The sequence below is a fragment of the Pseudomonas sp. DY-1 genome (assembly GCF_003626975.1).
In the GTDB taxonomy this organism is placed as follows: Bacteria; Pseudomonadota; Gammaproteobacteria; order Pseudomonadales; family Pseudomonadaceae; genus Metapseudomonas.
The window spans coordinates 2,202,333-2,224,643 of sequence record NZ_CP032616.1; the positions used below are offsets into that span (position 1 = coordinate 2,202,333).

At 63.7% G+C, this 22,311-nt stretch carries 7 protein-coding genes; 4 read left to right on the forward strand and 3 right to left on the reverse strand.

The genetic code is table 11. The annotated features are described in order from the left end of the window. Positions 1–3 precede the first annotated feature (3 nt). Positions 4–1,950, forward strand: coding sequence for a cyclic di-GMP receptor LapD (gene lapD / locus D6Z43_RS10540; protein ID WP_120651882.1), 1,947 nt, complete (start codon positions 4–6; stop codon positions 1,948–1,950). A 93-nt stretch (positions 1,951–2,043) separates the two neighbouring features. On the opposite strand, the gene D6Z43_RS10545 is transcribed toward lapD, so the two are convergent. The 3 genes from D6Z43_RS10545 to D6Z43_RS10555 are packed head-to-tail and all read right to left on the reverse strand — an operon-like array spanning position 2,044 to position 16,877. After that, complete coding sequence (locus tag D6Z43_RS10545; RefSeq protein ID WP_120651883.1) at positions 2,044–2,382, reverse strand: tryptophan synthase subunit beta; 339 nt, start codon at positions 2,380–2,382, stop codon at positions 2,044–2,046. A gap of 60 nt (positions 2,383–2,442) precedes the next feature. Then, positions 2,443–15,489: a DUF5801 repeats-in-toxin domain-containing protein gene (locus tag D6Z43_RS10550; RefSeq protein ID WP_120651884.1), complete on the reverse strand. Its 13,047-nt coding sequence runs from the start codon at positions 15,487–15,489 to the stop codon at positions 2,443–2,445. Continuing rightward, a complete protein-coding gene (locus D6Z43_RS10555; protein WP_120651885.1) occupies positions 15,387–16,877 on the reverse strand; it encodes a retention module-containing protein in 1,491 nt (496 codons plus the stop codon). Before D6Z43_RS10555 ends, D6Z43_RS10550 begins: the two co-directional genes overlap by 103 nt. 467 nt (positions 16,878–17,344) lie before the next feature. Here D6Z43_RS10555 and D6Z43_RS10560 point away from each other — a divergent pair, with 467 nt between their 5' ends. The 3 genes from D6Z43_RS10560 to D6Z43_RS10570 are packed head-to-tail and all read left to right on the forward strand — an operon-like array spanning position 17,345 to position 22,243. Then, positions 17,345–18,700 (forward strand): TolC family outer membrane protein, encoded by a 1,356-nt coding sequence (locus D6Z43_RS10560; RefSeq protein WP_120651886.1) that lies wholly within the window; start codon positions 17,345–17,347, stop codon positions 18,698–18,700. 22 nt (positions 18,701–18,722) lie between these two features. Further along, entirely contained in the window at positions 18,723–20,879 is a 2,157-nt protein-coding gene (locus D6Z43_RS10565; protein ID WP_120651887.1) for a type I secretion system permease/ATPase, read from the forward strand. A gap of 11 nt (positions 20,880–20,890) precedes the next feature. Then, positions 20,891–22,243: an HlyD family type I secretion periplasmic adaptor subunit gene (locus tag D6Z43_RS10570; RefSeq protein ID WP_120651888.1), complete on the forward strand. Its 1,353-nt coding sequence runs from the start codon at positions 20,891–20,893 to the stop codon at positions 22,241–22,243. Positions 22,244–22,311: the final 68 nt, after the last annotated feature.

Consider the following 22,311-nt stretch of genomic DNA (forward strand, 5'->3'; position numbering starts at 1 on the left):
CCCATGTCGTTACTCAAGCAACTGTTCCTGGCCATCTGCCTGCTGCTGGCACTGGCCTTCGCCGGCAGTTTCCTCGCGGGAGTCGAAAGCTCCCGCGAACAGCTGCTCAGCCAGTTGCGCTCCCATGCCCAGGACGCTGCCACCGCGCTCGGCCTGTCGATGACGCCCCATGTAGACGATCCGGCGATGATCGAGCTGATGGTCAGTTCGATTTTCGATAGCGGCTACTTCGCCAGCATTCGCGTGGTGCGTATTCCCGATGGAGGTGTGATCGCCGAGCGCCGTACCACCACCAGCAGCGATCAGGTACCCAACTGGTTCGCCCATCTGGTCAACCTGCGACCGCAGGGTGGCGACGCGCTGATCATGCGTGGCTGGCAGCAGGCGGCGCGGGTCGAAGTGCTGAGCCACCCGCAATTCGCCCTGGCCAAACTCTGGGACAGCGCCATTGGCAGCCTGGCCTGGCTGCTGCTCTGCGGCCTGGTCAGCGCATTGGCCGGTGGCTGGCTGCTGCGCACCCAGTTGCGGCCGCTGGACAACATGGTGCAGCAGGCCGAAGCCATCAGCCGTCGCGAATTCCTCGCCCTGCCCAAGGTGCCCCGTACGCCGGAACTGCGCCGCGTAGTGCTGGCGATGAACCAGATGGTGGACAAGCTGCGCAACCTTTTCGCCGAAGAAGCCGCGCGCAGTGAACGCCTTCGCGAAGAAGCCTATCAGGACAGCCTCACGGGCCTGGCCAACCGTCGGCAGTTCGATATCCGCCTGGCCAACCAACTGGTCCCCAATGACCAGAACGCCGCTGGCTACCTGCTATTGCTGCGGGTCAACGACCTTGGTGGGCTCAACCAGCGCCTCGGTGGCCAGCGTACTGACGCGCTTATCCGCGATGTCGGGGAAATCCTCGAGAACCTGGTGCAACAGCGAGGCAATCCGGAATGGCTGGCCTCGCGCAGCCGGGGCGGCGAATTCGCCCTGCTCTCTCCCGGCGTCACCGGCGAAGACACCGAGCAACTGGCCGCAACACTCGCCGCCCAGCTGGAAAACCTGCATGCGATCGGCGCCAGTGACCGCAGCCCGGTCGCCCTGCTCGGCATCGCCGCCTACCGGCCGGGAGAAGACATCCAGCGCGTCATGGGCCGCGCGGACCAGGCCCTGGCCCAGGCAGCGCAGAGCACGGAACGCCCCTGGGTGCGCCTGGACGATTTCGACGTCACGCCGGGACAGAGCCTTCACGACTGGCGGGCGTGGATCGACGAGGCGCTGAACAAGGGCAAGCTGCGCCTATACTTCCAACCCGTGAGCCTGTGCGCCAATACCGCTGAAAGCCTGCACCACAAAGTGCTGGCGCGACTGCTCGACCCTCAGGGTGAAGCGGTGCCCGCAGGTCGTTTCCTGCCCTGGATCGAACGCCTCGGCTGGGCCGCGCGCTTCGACCTGGCGATGCTGGAGCATTGCCTGGCACACCTTCAGCAAACGCAATCGCCCATCGCCCTGAGCCTGTCCGCTGTCAGCCTGCAGCCGGGAGAACACCGCGAACGCCTGCTCGCCTTGCTCAAGGCCCACCCACAACAGGCGACACTGCTCACCCTGGAGCTGGACGAACGCCACCTACCACCGGCCAACGAACTCGGCCAGGTCTGCCAGGCGATCCGTGAAACCGGCTACAGCGTCGGTCTGCAGCATTTCGGCGGACGCTTCAGCCTGATCGGCAACCTCGCCCACCTGGGCCTGGCTTACCTGAAGATCGACGGCACCTACATCCGCGCCATCGATCAGGAAAGCGACAAGCGCCTGTTCATCGAAGCCCTGTTCCGCGCCACCAACAGCATCGACCTGCCGCTGATAGCGGAGATGGTGGAAACGCAGGGCGAACTGGATGTGCTGCGGGAACTGGGAATCCAGGGCGCCATGGGCCGCCTGATCGGCGCACCGGCTCCATGGCATGAGTGAGTGGGTGTTTCTGTAGGAGCGAGCTTGCTCGCGAAAGATCGCGCTCGGACTGTTCGCGAGCAAGCTCGCTCCTACAAATTCGGCGGCGACCGCTCAATACGGCAATAGCGAATCGTCCGGCACCAGCGCCCCCAGATCCACCACCTGCGAACGGGCGTATGCACGTTGCTGGAGTTTGCGACGCGCGGCTTCGGGCAAGTCGATATAACTCATCACCCCGCGGGTCACCAGCACCTGCACAAGGTCCTCGACCACCCGTACCAGTTCCAGGTCGGAGTGCTGCAAGGACAGCAGATGGTCGTGCAGGCTGCGGCTGGCGAACCAGCTCTGCACTTCCGGATCGTTCGCCGGCATGCTCTGGGTCATGTTGTCGAAGGGTTCGTGCTCCACCCGCAGCACCCGGCCCTTCTCATCACGCTGTACGAAAACCATAGGTCCCTCCCCTGTTCCACTCCAGATTCAGGCCCGCCCCGAGACGGGCCCCGATTACATTCAGGCGTCCACCTTCAGCGAGCCATCATCGAGCATGTGCGAGATCACCGACGCAGCATCCGGCGCCCCATAGGCCGCCATCAGGTTCACGCCTTGCAACACGACGGTCTGGCCGGTGCCGCCTGCGGCTGCGGCAGTGTTGCTGTCCACCGTGATGGTGGTGTTGGCACCGAAGGCCATGGTCAGGTAGTCGTCCAGGCTACCCACATTGCTGTGTTCACCGGTCAGCAGCTGCGACAGGTCCAGCTTGTCCACCCCCGGCGTGAAATCGTTGATGGTGGTGATGCCGGTTTCGCCAGGCAGCCACTTGAAGGTGTCCGCCCCGGCGCCACCACTCAGTTGGTCATTGCCGCCGTTCCCCGCAAGCACGTTGTTGCCGCTGTTCCCGGCTAGCACGTCATCGAAGCGCGAGCCGAGCAGGTTCTCGACATCGATCAGCGTATCCAGGCCACCGCCGCCGGTGTTCTGCTGGCCGGTCAGAGCCAGGTTCACCGCTACACTGGAGGCCGCATTGAAGTACGACGCGGTGTCGGTACCCAAGCCGCCATCGAGGATGTCATTGCCGGCACCTCCAACCAGCACGTCGTTCCCTGCCAGCCCAGTCAGATGGTCATTACCACTCGTACCCTGGATCACATCGTCGCTGGCCGTACCGACGAAGTTTGTACTGGCCTCGAGGTCCACCTGCAGTGCCTGGGTTGGCGAAGTGTCACCGTCGGCATCGCGAACGCCCACCTGGAAGTTCAGGCTGGTATCCAGCGTATTGGCTTCCGCCGTGATGAAGCCCACGTCGGACACCTTGAGCACATCGTTGTCAGTTGCCGACGAGGTGAACGTCACCCGGTCGCTCACATCCGACGCACCACCCGCGCCGATGGTGGAGTTGAAGTTGATGGCGGCCGACGAGCTGATGCCTTCGACACTGGTGAGGATTTGCGCGCCGTAGATCTGCCAGTTTTCGCCCGGAGCATTGAAGTCGCTCTTCTCGATGACGATGGCACCGTCATTGTTGTCCAGCACGATGCCATAGGCCGCCAGCGCCACACTGTTGGCCGTCATGATGTCAGCACTGCTCACCACCAGCGCGCGGGTAGTTTTCGCACCACCGGCACCGACCAGTTTGAGCACCACGACCAGGTCTTCTCCGTTCACCCCATCGAACTTGAGGAACATACCTTCGGCCCGGGCGCTGGGTTCCACACCCAGGTTCCCTTTCGGGTTGCTGGTGTAGAAGTTGAGGTCCAGGACTTCACCCTTGCCCAGCGTGTCCCCGGCCACGCCGTTGTCCGAATTGCTCACGCTGACCCAGGAAGCGGCCTGGCTGAAGAGCTCACCATCGGTGAAGGTCGAGGTGGTGGATGTCCCGGCAAGCAGATTGTTGCTGCCGGTACCGCCGCCAGGTTCGGCATAGCTGGTGTACTGCACGAAGAAGTCGTTATCCAGCTCCACCACCGCGACCGCCGGCTGCGTCGAATCCGGAACCGTGCTGTTGACCTCATAGCCCGTAATGCTCAATGAGGTGCTGGTCTTGAAGATGGTGAACCCCTGGATCGGTTCATCCATCGCGACACTGTAGGTGCCGTTGACCTTGTCGAAAGTCAGCGTGCCATTGGCCTGTTCCAGCGTTCCCGGACTGGCCGGGTTCGGAGCGTAGTTGAAGGTAATGTCGAAGGATGCACTGGTGGCCGACTCGGACACCCAAGTCACTGCGCTGGACGAAATCGCCACGCCCCCAACGGTGCCGCTCAGACTGATGGCTGTGAAGTCCGAGTCAGATGCCGAGAAGGGCCCACTGCCACGGGTGTCTCCACCAGTGCTGTAGACGAACACACCCGAAGCACCGGCTACGCTGTCGCCGTTGGAGAACACCAGATTCGAGGTCTGCAGGATGGCGGGGATGTCGTCCTCCACCTGAATCAGCAGGTCGCCGGCCAACGGCAGGTTGCCGCTGCCGTTGCTGGCCTGCAGCGCCCCCGTCAGGTTGAGAGTCAGTATCTGGTCATCGCCACCTGCGCCGCTGGGATGATCGAGCGCACCCAACAGGGAGAAGGTGTAAACACCATTGCTGGCCACCTGCAACGTGAACACGGTATCGGCACCCGCCTTGGCAACCAAGGTGTCATCCACGCGTGAGTAAGTGATCGCAACACCATCGGACGTCAGCACGGGCATTGCTTGCGGGGTCGCGGCCACGCTGAACTGCGCACCAACCGGAGTGCCGACCAGCAGTTCGCCGAGGTTTCCGGTGACCACCGTGGCCTGGGCGTCACCGTCGGTGATGCCACTGGGCAGCTCATCCTCGTCTACTCGACCGATTACCGGCGAAGCGTCTTCGATCCGCACCGTCAGCGAGGCGCTCGACGGGTCGCCGTCCTTGTCGATGATGTTGTAGGTGAAGCTCTCACTGGTGTCGGCGGCCACGTTCTTCGGTGCGACGTAGGTCCACGCACCCGTGGTGAAATCGAAACTCAGCTTGCCGCCACCGGGTGTGGTGATTGCATTCAGCAGACTGCCGGAAAGCGTACCTCCCGTACTCAGGCTGATCGTACTGGCCCCATTCCAGGTGTAGGTGGTGGCGCCGATCTGGATGGACTGGATACGGCCCGCGCCATCAGCACCGAAGGCATCGTCATCACCGCCACCCACTGCGTTGTCGCTACCCAGCAGGACGTTGCCGGACACCACCCCGCCGACGATCTGGCTGGCCAGGGTTTCGACCAGGTCCTCGAAGGCGCTCACCATGATGGGAGCGCCGGAGCCATCGACGTCCACATCCTGCAGTCGCGGGGTATTGATACCGTTGCCCACACCGATGGTCGTGACGTTGATGCCGTTGTTATCGACGAAGCTGTTCCACTGGGTCGCCACCGCCGAGGTCAGGGATGTGTCGCCCGGACCGGTCTGCTCGTTCGGATTGCCATCACTGATGAAGAAGACCTGGTTGCTCCAGCTCGACAAGGGCGTATAGACCGCCATGGTCTGCTGGATGGCCGCAGTGAAGTCGGTGTTGCCGGAGAACGGACGTGCACCGCCTTCCGCCGGATTCAGGCTGTTCACCAGATTAGTGAAGGCAGTGACATCAGTCACCACCGGGTAGGACGCGGCGGTACCGGAGAACGCCACCAGCTGGATACGCACATCGCCATCGGTGGTGCCGAACAGCGCCTGCCCGGCATTGCGCACCGCATTCAGCATGGTGTTCAGCTCGGTGTTGTCGATGCTGCCGCTGAAGTCCAGCACGAATACCACGTTGAAGTCCTGGCCACTGCCCTCGGCCACATCGGCGCTGTCGCTCTTACCCTGCGGCGTATCGTCGTCGACCTTGATGTCCAGGGTGCCGTTGGTGGAGTCGCCGTCCTTGTCAGTGACCTTGTAGGTCAGGGTGAACAGTTGGTCGTTCTCCTCACCAGCCAGTGCATGCTGTATCGGCGCGAGCTGGGTCACACCATATGCACCAGTGGAGCTGTTCAGGGTCACCTCGATGACCGTGGTGGTGCCCTGCTTTATCAGCAACGTGGTGCCGGACTTCAGATAGGTGAAGCCGTCGGGAGCCCCCATGGTCAGCCACTGAACATCGCCGGCACCATCGGCACCGAAGTCGAACCCGACACTGCCTGTGGTATTCGCCGAATCCGGGTCGTCGCCGGAGCCATCTGCGATGCCGCCAGGAAGGGCGTCGTCGTCCAGTTGGACCACGACGTTGCTGGACACGGCTGGTGCGTCGTCGCGGAAACTGATGGCGCTGCCAAGATCGAGGGTCGCGCTGTCCTTGTCGCCGTCCCCATCGGTGATGGTGGCGGTCAGGGTAATCAGGTCGGCACTGGACAGGCCAGCCACCTGGTCAGGGCCGCTGTCCGGCGAATGAACGATTGCGCGCTGCTGGTCCAGGGTTACCGTGCCGTCGGCGGCAACGCTCAGGCGGAAGGCGACCTGTCCTCCGCCGCTGACCACGCCGACGATGTCCGAGCCAACCTTGGACAGCAGGATGCTGTTGCCCGTCGCGGTGTCCCGCAGGCCGCTGTCCACGCCAGGCAACTTAACGTCCAGGCTATAGGTGGTGGCGTTGCTGGCGGCCGCACCGTCAGCGCCGAATACCGCCGTGAAGGCCCCGGCGAAGCTGGTGCTGGCATTGAGGTTCAGGACGGTCTCGTCCACCTGCACGCCCAGCGCACCCAGCCCTTCCACGCTGATATCAGGTACATCGTCGACAATGCTGACAGTCAGGATGCCAGTGCCGGTGTTGCCGTTGGCGTCGGTCACCTGGAAGGTGAAGGTCTCGGTGAACTGCAGGTTGTTGCCGTTATCGCCCGGATTGACCTTGGGCGCGGAGAGCAGGCTATAGGTGTACGAGCCGTTGCTGTCGAGCACCAACTGGCCGTACTGCCCGGTGCCCGCCCCGACACCCAGGCTAAAACTGTAGGGCCCGTTGCCGCCACTGCCCACCAGAGTGCCACTGGCAAATTCGTCATTGCTCGACGGCGTGCTGCCAAAGCTCAGAGCGGCTTCACGCACATCCTGATCCGAGCCGGCCTGAACACTACCGACCACTGTGTAGTTGGACACATTGATGGTCAGAGTCGTGGTGCTGAGATCGCCATCGGCATCGACGATGGTGTAGGTGAAGGTATCCACTGCGCCAGCCTGGCCCACCGAGTTGGCATGGCTGGTGTAGGTGTAACTGCCGTCAGCATGCAGCACCAGGGTACCCAGGCCAGTATCGATGGGCACGCCGACACTGCCGGAGGCCGCGGTCGTCGTATCGCCACCGGTACGCACCCCCACTACGCCCGTGGTCGGCGACGGACGCCCATCGGCACCGAACACATCGGCCACCGATCCCAGACCGGCACCACTGACGACATTGCCATTGACGCTGCCGCCCTCGCTGACCGATGCACTGTCAGCCTTAGCCTTGGACAGATCGTCGACGATCTCGATAGTCGCGGTGGCGGAGGCGCTGGCCAGACCATCGTTCACGCTGACCTGGAAGCCATCCGTCTCCGGACCAGCTGCATCGGTGGTGGCTTCGGTCAGGGTGTAGCTGAAGCTGTAAGTGCCGTTGCTGTAACTGGTGATCTGCACCGTGCCGTGGTCGGTACTGAAGCTCTGACCGACCAGGCTGCTGAAGCTGCTGGTGGTGAGGTCCACGGTCAGGCTGCCGACACTGAGAGTCTTCAGGTTGGCCAGGCCATCGGCGTCGCCCACGGTGAAGCTGCCGGTGGTAATGTTGCTGCCATCCCCGGCGCTGGAACCATCCGGCAGACCTTTCTCATAGACCTTGGCCAGGTCGCCGCCAGCGTTGGGCGTGCTGACATCGACCGTCGGGATGTCGTTGCTACCGGTGATGATGATGGTCAGCGTCGAGCTGCTCGGGTCTTGGTCGGCGTCCCGCATGGAGTAGGCGTACTGCAGGGTCACTTGCTCGCCCTGGTCGAGACCCTCCACCGCGGCCGAGCCGTTGGCCAGCGCGAAGCTGTAGCTGCCATCGGCATGCAGGGTGACCACGCCATAGGGGGTGTTCACCAGCAGGCTGCCGTTATCCTCAGGTGTGGCACCTACCACGCCGTTCCAGCTGGTGAAGGACTTCGGCTGGTCGGCACCGCCGACGTCGTTGTCCAGCACATTACCGCTGACACTCGCGGGGCTGCCGTTTTCGGTCAGGCCACGGCTGTCCGGGGTGGCGTTGGGTACGTCATCGACGATCTCGATGCTGACATTGGCCGAATCATTGGCCAGGCCATCGTTCACCGTGACCTGGAAGCCGTCCGTCTCCGGACCAGCCGCATCGGTGGTGGCTTCGGTCAGGGTGTAGCTGAAGCTGTAAGTGCCGTTGCTGTAACTGGTGATCTGCACCGTGCCGTGGTCGGTACTGAAGCTCTGACCGACCAGGCTGCTGAAGCTGCTGGTGGTGAGGTCGACGTTGAGGCTGCCGACACTGAGGGTCTTCAGGTTGGCCAGGCCATCGGAGTCGGCGACGGTGAAGCTGCCGATGGTGATGTTGCTGCCATCCCCGGCGCTGGAACCATCCGGCAAGCCCTTCTCGTATACCTTGGCCAGGTCGCCGCCAGCGTTGGGCGTGCTGACATCGACCGTCGGGATGTCGTTGCTACCGGTGATGATGATGGTCAGCGTCGAGCTGCTCGGGTCTTGGTCGGCGTCCCGCATGGAGTAGGCGTACTGCAGGGTCACCTGCTCGCCCTGGTCGAGACCCTCCACCGCGGCCGAGCCGTTGGCCAACGCGAAGCTGTAGCTGCCATCGGCATGCAGGGTGACCACGCCATAGGGCGTGTTCACCAGCAGGCTGCCGTTATCCCCCGGCGTGGCACCGGCCACGCCGTTCCAGCTGGTGAAGGACTTCGGCTGGTCGGCACCGCCGACGTCGTTGTCCAGCACATTGCCGCTGACACTCGCGGGGCTGCCGTTTTCGGTCAGGCCACGGCTGTCCGGGGTGGCGTTGGGTACGTCGTCGACGATCTCGATTGTCGCGGTAGCGGAGGCGCTAGCCACACCATCGTTCACCGTAACCTGGAAGCCATCCGTCTCCGGACCGGCCGCATCGGTGGTGGCTTCGGTCAGGGTGTAGCTGAAGCTGTAAGTGCCGCTGCTGTAGCCGGTGATCTGCACCGTGCCGTGGTCGGTCGTGAAGCCCTGCCCCACCAGGCTGCTGAAGCTGCTGGTGGTGAGGTCGACATTGAGACTGCCGACGCTCATGGACTTCAGATCGCCCAATCCATCCGGATCGCCAACGCTGAATGTGCCATTGACCTGGGAGCTGCCATCCCCGGCGCTGGAACCATCCGGTAGGCCCCTCTCGTAAACCTGGGCCATGCCCCCCTGGACTTCCGGGAAAGCGACTTCAACCGTGGGTGTGTCGTTGCTACCAATGATCGTGAGGGTAAGGGTCGAATCGCTGGCGTCACCATCGGCATCACGCATGCTGTAAGCGTAGTGCAGGACTACCTGCTCACCCGGGGCCAGTGCTTCCACCGCCGCCGAGCCATTGGCCAGCGCGAAGCTGTAGCTGCCATCGGCATTCAGGGTGACCACGCCATAGGGGGTGTTCACCAGCAGGCTGCCGTTATCCCCCGGTGTGGCACCGGCCACGCCGTTCCAGCTGGTGAAGGCCTTCGGCTGGTCGGCACCGCCGGCATCGTTGTCCAACACATTGCCGCCCAGCGTAGCGGAGACGCTGCCTTCAACGATGCTGGCGCTGTCGGCATAAGCCTTGGGTGTATCGTCGTCCACATTGATGATCAGGCTACCCGTGGCGCTATCGCCGTCGGCATCCGTCACCTTGTAGGCAATGCTGAAGCTCAGATCGTTTTCGTCATACCCGTCCGGATGCATGATCGGGTTGTTCTGAACGACGCTGTACGCACCGGTCGCCCAGTTCAGGGCCAGGGTGATGACGGTCAGGCCGCCCTGCTTGATCAACAGATTGTCGCCGCTCTTCTCATAGCTGAACCCAGCGGGCGCGCCGCTGGTGAGCAGCGTGACCGAACCGGGGCCATCCGCGCCAAAGCTGTGCCCCAGTGTGCCGGTGACATTCGCGGTATCCGGCGAGACGTCGCCAATGCCATAAGCGTTGCCACCTGGAAGGGCATCGTCATCCAGTTGCACCACGGGACTGGTGCTGACCACAGGCGAGTCGTCATCCACCTTGATGTAGAGCGAACCACCAGCACGGTCGCCATCGCGGTCGACGATCTTGTACTCGACCTCGAAGGTCAGGTCGTTCTCGTCATCTCCCTCGGGATGCATGATCGGTGCGTTCTGGGTAACGCTGTAGGCGCCAGTGAGCTTATCCAGGGTGATGGTGATGACGGTCACGTCGCCCTGTTTGATCACCAGGCCACCTGCGACTTCCACGTAGGTGAAGCCGTAGGGCGCGCCGCTGGCCTGCAGTTCGATCCCACCGGGGCCATCAGCGCCGAAGTCATGGGCGATGATGCCGCTGGTATTGCTGGTATCCGGCGAATTGTCGCCCACACCATAGGGGTTGCCGTGAGGCAGGGCGTCGTCGTCGAGGCTGACCTTCACATAGGGATCGATATTGGGTGCGTCATCCCTGAAGCTGATGGCGTTGCCCAGGTCGAGGGAGGCGCTGTTCTTGTCGCCGTCACCGTCGGTGATGGTGGCGGTCAGGGTGATCAGGTCGCTATCAGACAGGCCGACGGCCTGGTCCGGGCCGGTATTGGGGGTATGGAAGATTGCCCGCGACTGTTCCAGGGTAACCGTGCCGTCCGCAGCCACGCTGAGGCGGAAGGCCAGTTGCCCACCGCCGACCACGCGCCCGACGATATCCGTGCCCTCCTTGAACAGCAGGATGCTGTTACCCGTCGCGGTGTCCCGCAGGCCACTGTCCACACCTGGTGACTTCACTTCCAGGCTGTAGGTGATGGGATTACTGAGGGCTGCACCGTCGGCACCAAAGACCGGCAGGAAGGCACCAGCAAAGTTGCTGCTGTCGGCGACACCGAGCGTGGTTTCGTCCACCTGCAGATCGAATCCTTCCGTCCCCTTCACGCTGATACTGGGCACATCGTCGACGATGTCGATGGTGAGCGTTCCGGTGCCGGTGTTGCCGTTGGCGTCGACCACCTGGAAGGTGAAGGTTTCGGTGAACTGCAGGTTGTTGCCGTTGTTACCGGGGTTGACCTTGGGTGCGGAGAGCAAGGTGTAGGTGTAAGAGCCGTTGCTGTTGACCACCAACTGGCCGTACTGGCCGTTGCCGGCGCCAACACCCAGGCTGAAGCTGTAGGGCCCGTTTCCACCATTGGCGACCAGGCTGCCACTGGCGAATTCGTCATTGCTGGCCGGCTCGCTGCCGAAGCCAAGCGCGGCTTCTCGCACATCATCGTCCGAGCCAGCCTGTACGCCGCCCACCACGGTGATGTTGGACACATCGATGGTCAGGGTCGTGGTGCTGAAGTCGCCGTCGCCGTCGACGATGGTGTAGGTGAAAGTATCCACCGTGCCGGCCTGAGCCAGGCTATTGGCGTGGCTGGTGTAGGTGTAACTGCCGTCGGCATGCAGCACCAGGGTGCCGAAGGCGGAGGTGATGCTGTCGCCCACACCGCCGGCAATCGGTGTCGAAGTGTCACCACCGGCACGCACGCCCACCACACCGGTGGTCGGCGACGGGCGCCCATCGGCACCAAAGGCATCGGCCACCGACCCCAGCCCTGCGCCCGTAACCACATTGCCGGTCACGCTTGCGCCTTCGCTGACCGAGGCGCTATCGGCCTTGGCTTGCGGTACATCGTCGACGATCTCGATAGTCACCGTGGCCGAGGCGGTAGCCAGGCCATCGCCCAGATTAATAAGGAAGCCGTCCGTCTCCGGACCAGAGGCATCGATTGTCGTGCCGGTCAGGGTGTAGCTGAAGCTGTAGGCGCCATCGCTGTAGCCGGTGATCAATACGGTGCCATGAGCGGTGGTGAAGCTTTGTCCCACCAGGCTGGCGAAACCGCTGGTGGTGAGGTCCACGGTCAAGCTGCCGACGCTGAGGGTCTTGAGGTTGGCCAGGCCGTCGGAGTCGGCCACGGTGAAGCTGCCGGTGGTGACTGTGCTGCCGTCACCCGCGCTGCTGCCGTCCGCAAGGCCCTTCTCGAATACCTGGGCGAGGTCGCCTTCCGCATTGGGGCTGCTGACTTCGATGGTGGGAATGTCGTTGCTGCCGACGATGGTGATGGTCAGCGTCGAACTGCTCGGGTCACCGTCGCCGTCCTGCATCGAGTAGGCGTATTGCAGGGTGACCTGTTGGCCTTCGGTCAGGGCCTCCACTGCCGCCGAGCCGTTGGCCAGCACGAAGCTGTAGCTGCCGTCGGCGTTCAGGCTGACCACGCCGTAGGGGGTGTTCACCAGCAGGCTGCCGCCTTCGCCGGGCGTAGCACCGGCCACGCCGTTCCAGCTGGTGAAGGCCTTCGGCTGGTCGGCACCGCCGGTGTCGTTGTCCAGCACATTGCCGGACAGGCTCGACGGCTCGCCATTCTCGGTGAGGCTGCCGCTGTCCGGGGTGGCGGTTGGTACATCGTCGACGATCTCGATGCTCACGCTGGCCGAGGCAGTAGCCAGCCCATCGCCCACATTAATAAGGAAGCCGTCCGTCTCCGGACCGGCGGCATCGGCCGTCGCGCCGGTCAGGGTGTAGCTGAAGCTGTAGCTGCCATCGCTGTAGCCGGTGATCAATACGGTGCCATGAGCGGTGGTGAAGCTTTGTCCCACCAGGCTGGCGAAACCGCTGGTGGTGAGGTCCACGGTCAAGCTGCCGACGCTGAGGGTCTTGAGGTTGGCCAGGCCGTCGGAGTCGGCCACGGTGAAGCTGCCGGTGGTGACTGTGCTGCCGTCACCCGCGCTGCTGCCGTCCGCAAGGCCCTTCTCGAATACCTGGGCGAGGTCGCCTTCCGCATTGGGGCTGCTGACTTCGATGGTGGGAATGTCGTTGCTGCCGGTGATGGTGATGGTCAGCGTCGAACTGCTCGGGTCACCGTCGCCGTCCTGCATCGAGTAGGCGTATTGCAGGGTGACCTGTTGGCCTTCGGTCAGGGCCTCCACTGCCGCCGAGCCGTTGGCCAGCACGAAGCTGTAGCTGCCGTCGGCGTTCAGGCTGACCACGCCGTAGGGGGTGTTCACCAGCAGGCTGCCGCCTTCGCCGGGCGTAGCACCGGCCACGCCGTTCCAGCTGGTGAAGGCCTTCGGCTGGTCGGCACCGCCGGTGTCGTTGTCCAGCACATTGCCGGACAGGCTCGACGGCTCGCCATTCTCGGTGAGGCTGCCGCTGTCCGGGGTGGCGGTTGGTACATCGTCGACGATCTCGATGCTCACGCTGGCCGAGGCGGTAGCCAGGCCATCGCCCACATTAATAAGGAAGCCGTCCGTCTCCGGACCGGCGGCATCGGCCGTCGCGCCGGTCAGGGTGTAGCTGAAGCTGTAGGCGCCATCGCTGTAGCCGGTGATCAATACGGTGCCATGAGCGGTGGTGAAGCTTTGTCCCACCAGGCTGGCGAAACCGCTGGTGGTGAGGTCCACGGTCAGGCTGCCGACGCTGAGGGTCTTGAGGTTGGCCAGGCCGTCGGAGTCGGCCACGGTGAAGCTGCCGGTGGTGACCGTGCTGCCGTCACCCGCGCTGCTGCCGTCCGCAAGGCCCTTCTCGAATACCTGGGCGAGGTCGCCTTCCGCATTGGGGCTGCTGACTTCGATGGTGGGAATGTCGTTGCTGCCGGTGATGGTGATGGTCAGCGTCGAACTGCTCGGGTCACCGTCGCCGTCCTGCATCGAGTAGGCGTATTGCAGGGTGACCTGTTGGCCTTCGGTCAGGGCCTCCACTGCCGCCGAGCCGTTGGCCAGCACGAAGCTGTAGCTGCCGTCGGCGTTCAGGCTGACCACGCCGTAGGGGGTGTTCACCAGCAGGCTGCCGCCTTCGCCGGGCGTAGCACCGGCCACGCCGTTCCAGCTGGTGAAGGCCTTCGGCTGGTCGGCACCGCCGGTGTCGTTGTCCAGCACATTGCCGGACAGGCTCGACGGCTCGCCATTCTCGGTGAGGCTGCCGCTGTCCGGGGTGGCGGTTGGCACATCGTCGACGATCTCGATGGTCACCGTGGCCGAGGCAGTAGCCAGCCCATCGTCCACATTAATAAGGAAGCCGTCCGTCTCCGGACCGGCGGCATCGGCCGTCGCGCCGGTCAGGGTGTAGCTGAAGCTGTAGGTGCCATCGCTGTAGCCGGTGATCAATACGGTGCCGTGAGCGGTGGTGAAGCTTTGTCCCACCAGGCTGGCAAAACCGCTGGTGGTGAGGTCCACGGTCAGGCTGCCGACGCTGAGGGTCTTGAGGTTGGCCAGGCCGTCGGAGTCGGCCACGTTGAAGCTGCCGGTGGTGACCGTGCTGCCGTCACCCGCGCTGCTGCCGTCCGCAAGGCCCTTCTCGAATACCTGGGCGAGGTCGCCTTCCGCATTGGGGCTGCTGACTTCGATGGTGGGAATGTCGTTGCTGCCGGTGATGGTGATGGTCAGCGTCGAACTGCTCGGGTCACCGTCGCCGTCCTGCATCGAGTAGGCGTATTGCAGGGTGACCTGTTGGCCTTCGGTCAGGGCCTCCACTGCCGCCGAGCCGTTGGCCAGCACGAAGCTGTAGCTGCCGTCGGCGTTCAGGCTGACCACGCCGTAGGGGGTGTTCACCAGCAGGCTGCCGCCTTCGCCGGGCGTAGCACCGGCCACGCCGTTCCAGCTGGTGAAGGCCTTCGGCTGGTCGGCACCGCCGGTGTCGTTGTCCAGCACATTGCCGGACAGGCTCGACGGCTCGCCATTCTCGGTGAGGCTGCCGCTGTCCGGGGTGGCGGTTGGCACATCGTCGACGATCTCGATGGTCACCGTGGCCGAGGCAGTAGCCAGCCCATCGTCCACATTAATAAGGAAGCCGTCCGTCTCCGGACCGGCGGCATCGGCCGTCGCGCCGGTCAGGGTGTAGCTGAAGCTGTAGGTGCCATCGCTGTAGCCGGTGATCAATACGGTGCCGTGAGCGGTGGTGAAGCTTTGTCCCACCAGGCTGGCAAAACCGCTGGTGGTGAGGTCCACGGTCAGGCTGCCGACGCTGAGGGTCTTGAGGTTGGCCAGGCCGTCGGAGTCGGCCACGTTGAAGCTGCCGGTGGTGACCGTGCTGCCGTCACCCGCGCTGCTGCCGTCCGCAAGGCCTTTCTCGAATACCTGGGCGAGGTCGCCTTCCGCATTGGGGCTGCTGACTTCGATGGTGGGAATGTCGTTGCTGCCGGTGATGGTGATGGTCAGCGTCGAACTGCTCGGGTCACCGTCGCCGTCCTGCATCGAGTAGGCGTATTGCAGGGTGACCTGTTGGCCTTCGGTCAGGGCCTCCACTGCCGCCGAGCCGTTGGCCAGCACGAAGCTGTAGCTGCCGTCGGCGTTCAGGCTGACCACGCCGTAGGGGGTGTTCACCAGCAGGCTGCCGCCTTCGCCGGGCGTAGCACCGGCCACGCCGTTCCAGCTGGTGAAGGCCTTCGGCTGGTCGGCACCGCCGGTGTCGTTGTCCAGCACATTGCCGGACAGGCTCGACGGCTCGCCATTCTCGGTGAGGCTGCCGCTGTCGGGGTGGCGGTTGGCACATCGTCGACGATCTCGATGGTCACCGTGGCCGAGGCAGTAGCCAGCCCATCGTCCACATTAATAAGGAAGCCGTCCGTCTCCGGACCGGCGGCATCGGCCGTCGCGCCGGTCAGGGTGTAGCTGAAGCTGTAGGTGCCATCGCTGTAGCCGGTGATCAATACGGTGCCGTGAGCGGTGGTGAAGCTTTGTCCCACCAGGCTGGCAAAACCGCTGGTGGTGAGGTCCACGGTCAGGCTGCCGACGCTGAGGGTCTTGAGGTTGGCCAGGCCGTCGGAGTCGGCCACGTTGAAGCTGCCGGTGGTGACCGTGCTGCCGTCACCCGCGCTGCTGCCGTCCGCAAGGCCTTTCTCGAAGACCTGGGCCAAACCGCCCTGGGCATCCGGGCTGCTGACTTCGATGGTGGGAATGTCGTTGCTGCCGACGATGGTGATGATCAGGTTCGCGGTGCTCTGGTCACCGTTGCTGTCCTGTATGCCGTAGCCAACGCTGATGTTGACGCTCTGCCCTTCCGCGAGCCCCTCCACCGCCGGGGTGCCGTTGTTCAGTACGAAGCTGTAGCTGCCGTCGGGGTTCAGGGTCACTACCCCATAGGGAGTGTTCAGCAACAAGCTGCCACCGGGGCCTCCAATGGCGCCGGGGGCCTGCCAGGACATGAAGGTGGTGGGCAGGTCCGGACCGCCATCGTCATTGTCCAGCACATTGCCCTGCACACCGTCCTGGTCTTCGCTGACGCTCTGGGTGTCAACCACGGCAGTGGGTACGCCGTTGACCGGCACAACTGCTGGAACCACCAGCGGGATGTCAGGTATTCCGGTATCCGGTTGCGGGAACTCCACGGCGAAGGCGATGGGACCTGTGGGGAAACCGATGTTGGGGTCGACGCTGCCGGCCGTTTCCCCTAGCAGCACAAAGGAGTGGCCGCCACCAGCGTTACCACCGCCAGCGCCGCCACCGGGACCAGCTGCAGTGGCCTCGGCGGCCTTGGTCGGGTCGACGCCTGCTTCGATAGCGGCCTGGAGTTTCTCGACGTCGGTCAGGTCCTGCTGGCTGGGAGTGGCCGGTGCGCTGTCAGTGCCGGGCTGGGTCGCATCGGGTGCTCCGGCCAGCAGCGCGTTGTTCAGCGGCATGCTGCTGTCGCGGCCGAGCACCAGTTCCTGGCCGTTGGCCAGAGCCACGGCCACCGCGCCTTGGGCGCCAGTGACCAGTTGCTCACCCGCGAAAACCCGGTCGCCTTCGGTGAGCAAGCGGCGCGAACCGTCCGCAGCGACTGCGAAGACTTCCCCTACGACCTGCCGAACGACCCCGATTGATCCAGCCATGACTCCTTCCTCCCGCACCGCGTGCTGCCAGACGGACAGCGCCGTTCCCAGTCAATGAGGGGTCACAGCACGTCCGAACCAAAACTACGGGAACGAGAAGAAGCATCAGAGGAAGCGGGAAAAGCCAAAAAAACCACGCAATGTCAATAAAACGTCACGCAGCCCGCCGACGGCCATTTACGCCGGACTTACCCCGCCCTGAGTTTCTTGATTTGTGCTTGACCGCATTACGCAACCGCAGGTGGGTCCGGAAAGGCCCAAAACATGCGATCTGCTGGCAAAAAGATGTCTTGGATTTCCGACGAGTGCATAAGAATTTTTCCTGATAAAGGTTGTGAAAAATTCTTCTTAGCCAAACGGAAAGTTGTTCTTAGCTCTGATGTTACAAGCCTGAAACGGTTTCATATGGATTTTCGCCAATTTTTCGGCGCCAGGACGCAATGTATTAACAAGGAGAACGACAAGAAATGCGCACTCTCACCCCCCTGTGGTCCGGCATCCTGCTTGCCATGGCAACCACGCAAATCCACGCCATGACGCTCACGGACGCCATCCAGAGCACTCTGGACAAGCACCCCGAGCTTCTCGCCAGCGCCCAGAATCGACTGGTCGCCGATGAAGAAGCCAAAGTCGCCAAAGGTGGGTACTTACCGACCGTCGACCTGATAACCGGTGTGGGGCGGGAGCAAACCGACAACCCGACAACCCGTGCCCTCGGCGATCACAACAAGGAAACCCTGAATTTCCGCGATGCCGAGTTGAGGCTGCGGCAAATGCTGTTCGACGGTTTCAACACGCCCAACGAGGTGGCGCGCACCAAGTCCGTGGTCAACTCCCGTGCCTACTTCACCTTGGGTACCGCCGAAAGCCTGGCGCTGCGCACCGTGGAGGTTTACCTGGAGGTGCTCAAGCGCCGCGAGATGGTGATCCTGGCAAAGAACAACTTGATGGCCCACGAGCGCATCCACGACCAGATCGGCTTGCGCAGCGAACGCGGCGTGGGCAGCACAGCCGACTTCGACCAGGCTGAAGCGCGCCTGGCCCTGGCCAAGAACAACCTCTACACGGAGGAAGTGAACCTGGCCGATGCGGAAGCCAATTTCTACAGCGCCGTCGGCGTTCCCGCCGACGAGTTGGTGGAACCAACCAGCATCAAGGGCGAAATGCCGACCGACCTGCTGGCCGCGCGCCAGGGCGTAATGGATAGCAACCCTTTGCTGAAATCGGCCCAGGCCGATGTGCAGGCTGCCGAGAGCCAGTACGAATCGGCCAAGGCGCCCTTCTACCCGCGTCTCGATGCCGAGCTGGCCACCACCGCCGACGACAACGTGCAAGGCGACGAGGGCCACTACAACACCTGGCGGGCCGGCGTCGTGATGAATTACAACCTGTTCAACGGCATGCGTGACAAGTCCCGTCTGCAGGCAGCAGCGCACCAGATCAACCAGTCCATGGATATCCGCAACAACGCCCTGCGGGTGCTCAACGAGAACCTCTCGCTGGCCTGGAACGCCATGGAAAACGCCCGTAAGCAGACCCCGGAAGCCCGCGCCTACGCCGACTACACCGCCCGTGTCCGCGAGGCCTACCAGCAGCAGTTCGGACTTGGCCAGCGCACCCTGCTGGACCTGCTGGACAGCGAGAACGAACTCTTCACCGCCAACCGCCGTTACGTGGAAGTGCGCTACACCGAAGAGTTCTCCATGTACCGGGTGATCTCGGCCATGGGCGACCTGCTGCGTCGCCAGAAAGTCGTTGTCCCGGCCGAAGCCGTCGCCCTTTCCGAAGTGAAGAGCGAAGCCCGGCTGCCGGACATGAAGTGAGCCAGCATGGGAGTTCAGGACCATGACCACCATGGAGCGGACTGACAGTCCCCGCGACCCGCGCCAGGGTCATGACGATCCGCTGCTCGACGGCCTGCTGATCCTCTGTCGCCTGCACGGCCGCCCGGCCAGCCGCTCCAGTCTGAGCAGTGGCTTGCCCCTGCCGGGCCAGCGCCTGTCCGCCGAATTGCTGCCTCGCGCGGCTGCTCGCGCTGGCCTGCAAGGGCGCCTGCTGCGTCGCGAACTTGCATCCATCTCGCCACTCAACCTGCCGCTACTGTTGCTGCTCAAGGGCGGCCGAAGTGCAGTGCTGACCCGGCTCGATGACCAGCGCGCACTGATCCTGCCATGCGAAGCCGACGGCGGTGAGCAATGGGTGCCGCGCGAGATCCTGGCGCTGGAGTACGGCGGCCAGGCCCTGTTCGCGCGTCCGCGCCACGAACTGGAGGAAGCCCATGCACCGCTGGTGCCACGGGTGAAATCCTGGTTCCGCGACACTCTTCGCCTGTCCCGCTGGCTCTATGCCGACGCCATGCTGGCGAGCCTGTTGATCAACCTGCTGGGCATGCTGGTGCCGCTTTTCGTGATGCAGACCTACGACCGCGTGGTACCCAACCAGGCCACCGCAACCCTCTGGGTGCTGACCATCGGCCTGCTGATCGGTACCGGCTTTGACCTTCTGTTGAGGGTGCTGCGCGCCAACCTGCTGGACAGCGCCGGCAAGAAGACCGACGTGGTGCTCTCGGCCACGCTGTTCGAGCGCATCATCGGCATGTCGATGAAGGCACGGCCCGCCACCATCGGCGGGTTCGCCCAGAGCATCCATGACTTCCAGGGGCTGCGGGAATTTCTTACCGCGGTGACGCTCACCAGCCTGATCGACCTGCCGTTCTCGGTGCTGATGCTGCTGGTGATCGGCCTGCTCGGTGGGCCACTGGTGGTGATCCCGATTCTCGCCTTTCCGCTCACCGCGATCTTCGCCTGGATCATCCAGACGCGTCTGCGCGACACGGTGCAACGCAGCCTCACCCTGGGCGCCGAACGCCAGGCGCTGCTGATCGAAACCCTTTCCGGCCTGGAAACCCTCAAGGCCTGCGGCGCCGAAAGCGAGCGCCAGCACCGCTGGGAGCACACTCACGGCGCCCTGACCCGACTCGACAGCCACGCCCGCTTCCTGTCCGCACTGGCCACCAACGGCACCCTGTGCATGCAGCAGTTCGCCGGCCTGGCGATGATCGTCGCCGGTGTCTACAGCATCATCGCCGGCAACCTCAGCGTCGGCGCCCTGGTGGCCTGCTACATGCTCAACAGCCGCGTGCTCTCGCCCCTCGGGCAAATCGCCGGACTGATCACCCGCTACCAGCAGGCGCAACTGACCATGAAGTCCACGGACGCGCTTATGGCCCTGCCACAGGAGCGCGAGGCCACCCAACAGCCGCTGGAACACCAGACGTTCAAGGGCAACCTGGAAGTGCGCCATGTCGAGTTCCGCTATCCGGGGCAGGCCGCGTCGGCGTTGAACAAGATCAGTCTGCGCATTGCCGCTGGCGAACGTGTCGGCATCATCGGCCGCAGCGGTTCGGGCAAAAGCACCCTGGCGCGCCTGGTCCTCGGTTTCTATGCGCCGGACGAAGGCCAATTGCTGCTGGATGGCATCGACCTGCGGCAGACCGATATTGGCGACCTGCGCCAGCAGATAGGCTACGTCAGCCATGACCTGCCGCTGCTGGCTGGCAGCCTGCGCGACAACCTGACCCTGGGTGCACGCCACGTCCATGACGAGCGCATGCTGGAAGTGGCGGAAGTGACCGGCGTCGCCGAGCTCGCCCGGCAACACCCGCAAGGGTATGACCGGCCGGTGGGCGAACGCGGCCAACTGCTCTCCAGCGGCCAGCGCCAGGCCGTACTGCTGGCTCGCGCGCTGCTGCTCGACCCGTCGCTGCTGGTGCTCGACGAGCCTACCAGCGCGATGGACAACTCGAGCGAGGAACAACTGCGCCAGCGCCTGTCGACCTGGTCGGCTGGCAAGACGCTGGTCCTCATCACCCATCGCAGTTCGATGCTGGCTCTGGTGGATCGCCTGGTAGTGCTCGACAACGGCCAGATCGTTGCCGACGGGGCCAAGGACACGGTGATCGAAGCCCTGCGCAAGGGCCACATCGGTCAGGGCAACGCCTGAGGAGACACAGCATGGCCAGCGCAGAATCACCCAACCGCTACTTCGGCCGCCGCGATCGCAGCGACGCCGAGTTCATGCCGGAAGTGGCCGGCGCCATGGCGGAGGATTCGCCGCGGGCGACCCGCGTCACCGTCTGGGTGGCCTGCACCCTGCTGCTGGTGGCGCTGGTCTGGGCCTATTTCGCCGTGCTCGATGAAGTCACCACGGGCGAAGGCAAGGCCATCCCCTCCAGCAAGGTCCAGATCATCCAGAACCTCGAGGGCGGCATCGTCTCCGAGATTCTCGTGCGCGAAGGCCAGGTAGTGGACAAGGGCACCGTGTTGCTGCGTCTGGACGACACCCGCTTCAGGTCCAACAAGGGTGAGAGCGAAGCGGACCGCCTTGCGCTAATGGCCAAGGTGGAACGTCTCTCAGCGGAGGCCGAAAGTCGTGAGATGGCACTACCCGAAGAGATTACCCGCGACGCACCGCAACTGGCCGAGGACGAGACGTCCCTCTACCGGGCACGCACCGATCGCCTGGAAAGCGAACAGCGCATCCTCAGCGAACAACTCAGGCAGAAGAAACAGGAACTGGCCGAATTCCGTTCCAAGAGCCAGCAATACCGCTCCAGCCTCGGGCTGATTCAGCAGGAGCTGAACATGTCCCAGCCGCTGGTGAAGGCCGGTGCCATCTCCCAGGTGGAAATCCTTCGCCTGCAGCGCAGCGCCGTGGAAACCCGTGGCGAACTGGAAGCCACCAACCTGGCCATTCCCCGCGCCGAATCGGCCGTGTCGGAGATCGAGCGGAAGATGGAAGAAAGCCGGCTGTCCTTCCGTTCCGACGCCTTCAAGGAACTCAACGAAGCCCGCACCGAACTGTCGAAGATCACGTCCAACAGCAAAGCCATCGACGACCGCGTCAGTCGCACCACCGTGGTATCGCCGGTGCATGGCGTGATCAAGCAGTTAAAGGTCAACACCATCGGCGGCGTGGTCCAGCCCGGCAGCGATCTGGTGGAAGTGGTGCCGCTGGAGGACAGCCTGCTGATCGAGGCGCGCATCCGCCCGCAAGACGTGGCCTTCCTGCACCCTGGCCAGAAAGCCATGGTCAAGTTCACCGCCTACGACTACACCATCTACGGCGGCCTCAAGGCTGGGCTGGAGCTGATCAGCGCCGACACCATCCAGGATGAGGAAGGCAAGAGCTTCTACCTGATCCAGGTGCGCACAGAGAAGAATCATCTGGGCAAGGACGATCACCCGCTGCTGATCATCCCTGGCATGGTCGCCACGGTGGACATCATCACCGGCCAGAAGAGCGTGCTGGACTACCTGCTCAAGCCGGTGCTGAAAGCCCGTCAGGAAGCGATGCGCGAGCGCTAGGCCGTGAACGAACTGTAGCGTGGAAGTCGCTTTTCATTTCCACCATTCGACGCTGAGCTGAACACCGC

Excerpts from the sequence above, each read along its gene's own strand:
- D6Z43_RS10555 (WP_120651885.1), bottom strand. The coding sequence starts at position 16,877 with ATGGCTGGATCAATCGGGGTCGTTCGGCAGGTCGTAGGGGAAGTCTTC.
- lapD (WP_120651882.1), top strand. The coding sequence starts at position 4 with ATGTCGTTACTCAAGCAACTGTTCCTGGCCATCTGCCTGCTGCTGGCA.
- D6Z43_RS10570 (WP_120651888.1), top strand. The coding sequence starts at position 20,891 with ATGGCCAGCGCAGAATCACCCAACCGCTACTTCGGCCGCCGCGATCGC.
- D6Z43_RS10565 (WP_120651887.1), top strand. The coding sequence starts at position 18,723 with ATGACCACCATGGAGCGGACTGACAGTCCCCGCGACCCGCGCCAGGGT.
- D6Z43_RS10545 (WP_120651883.1), bottom strand. The coding sequence starts at position 2,382 with ATGGTTTTCGTACAGCGTGATGAGAAGGGCCGGGTGCTGCGGGTGGAG.
- D6Z43_RS10560 (WP_120651886.1), top strand. The coding sequence starts at position 17,345 with ATGCGCACTCTCACCCCCCTGTGGTCCGGCATCCTGCTTGCCATGGCA.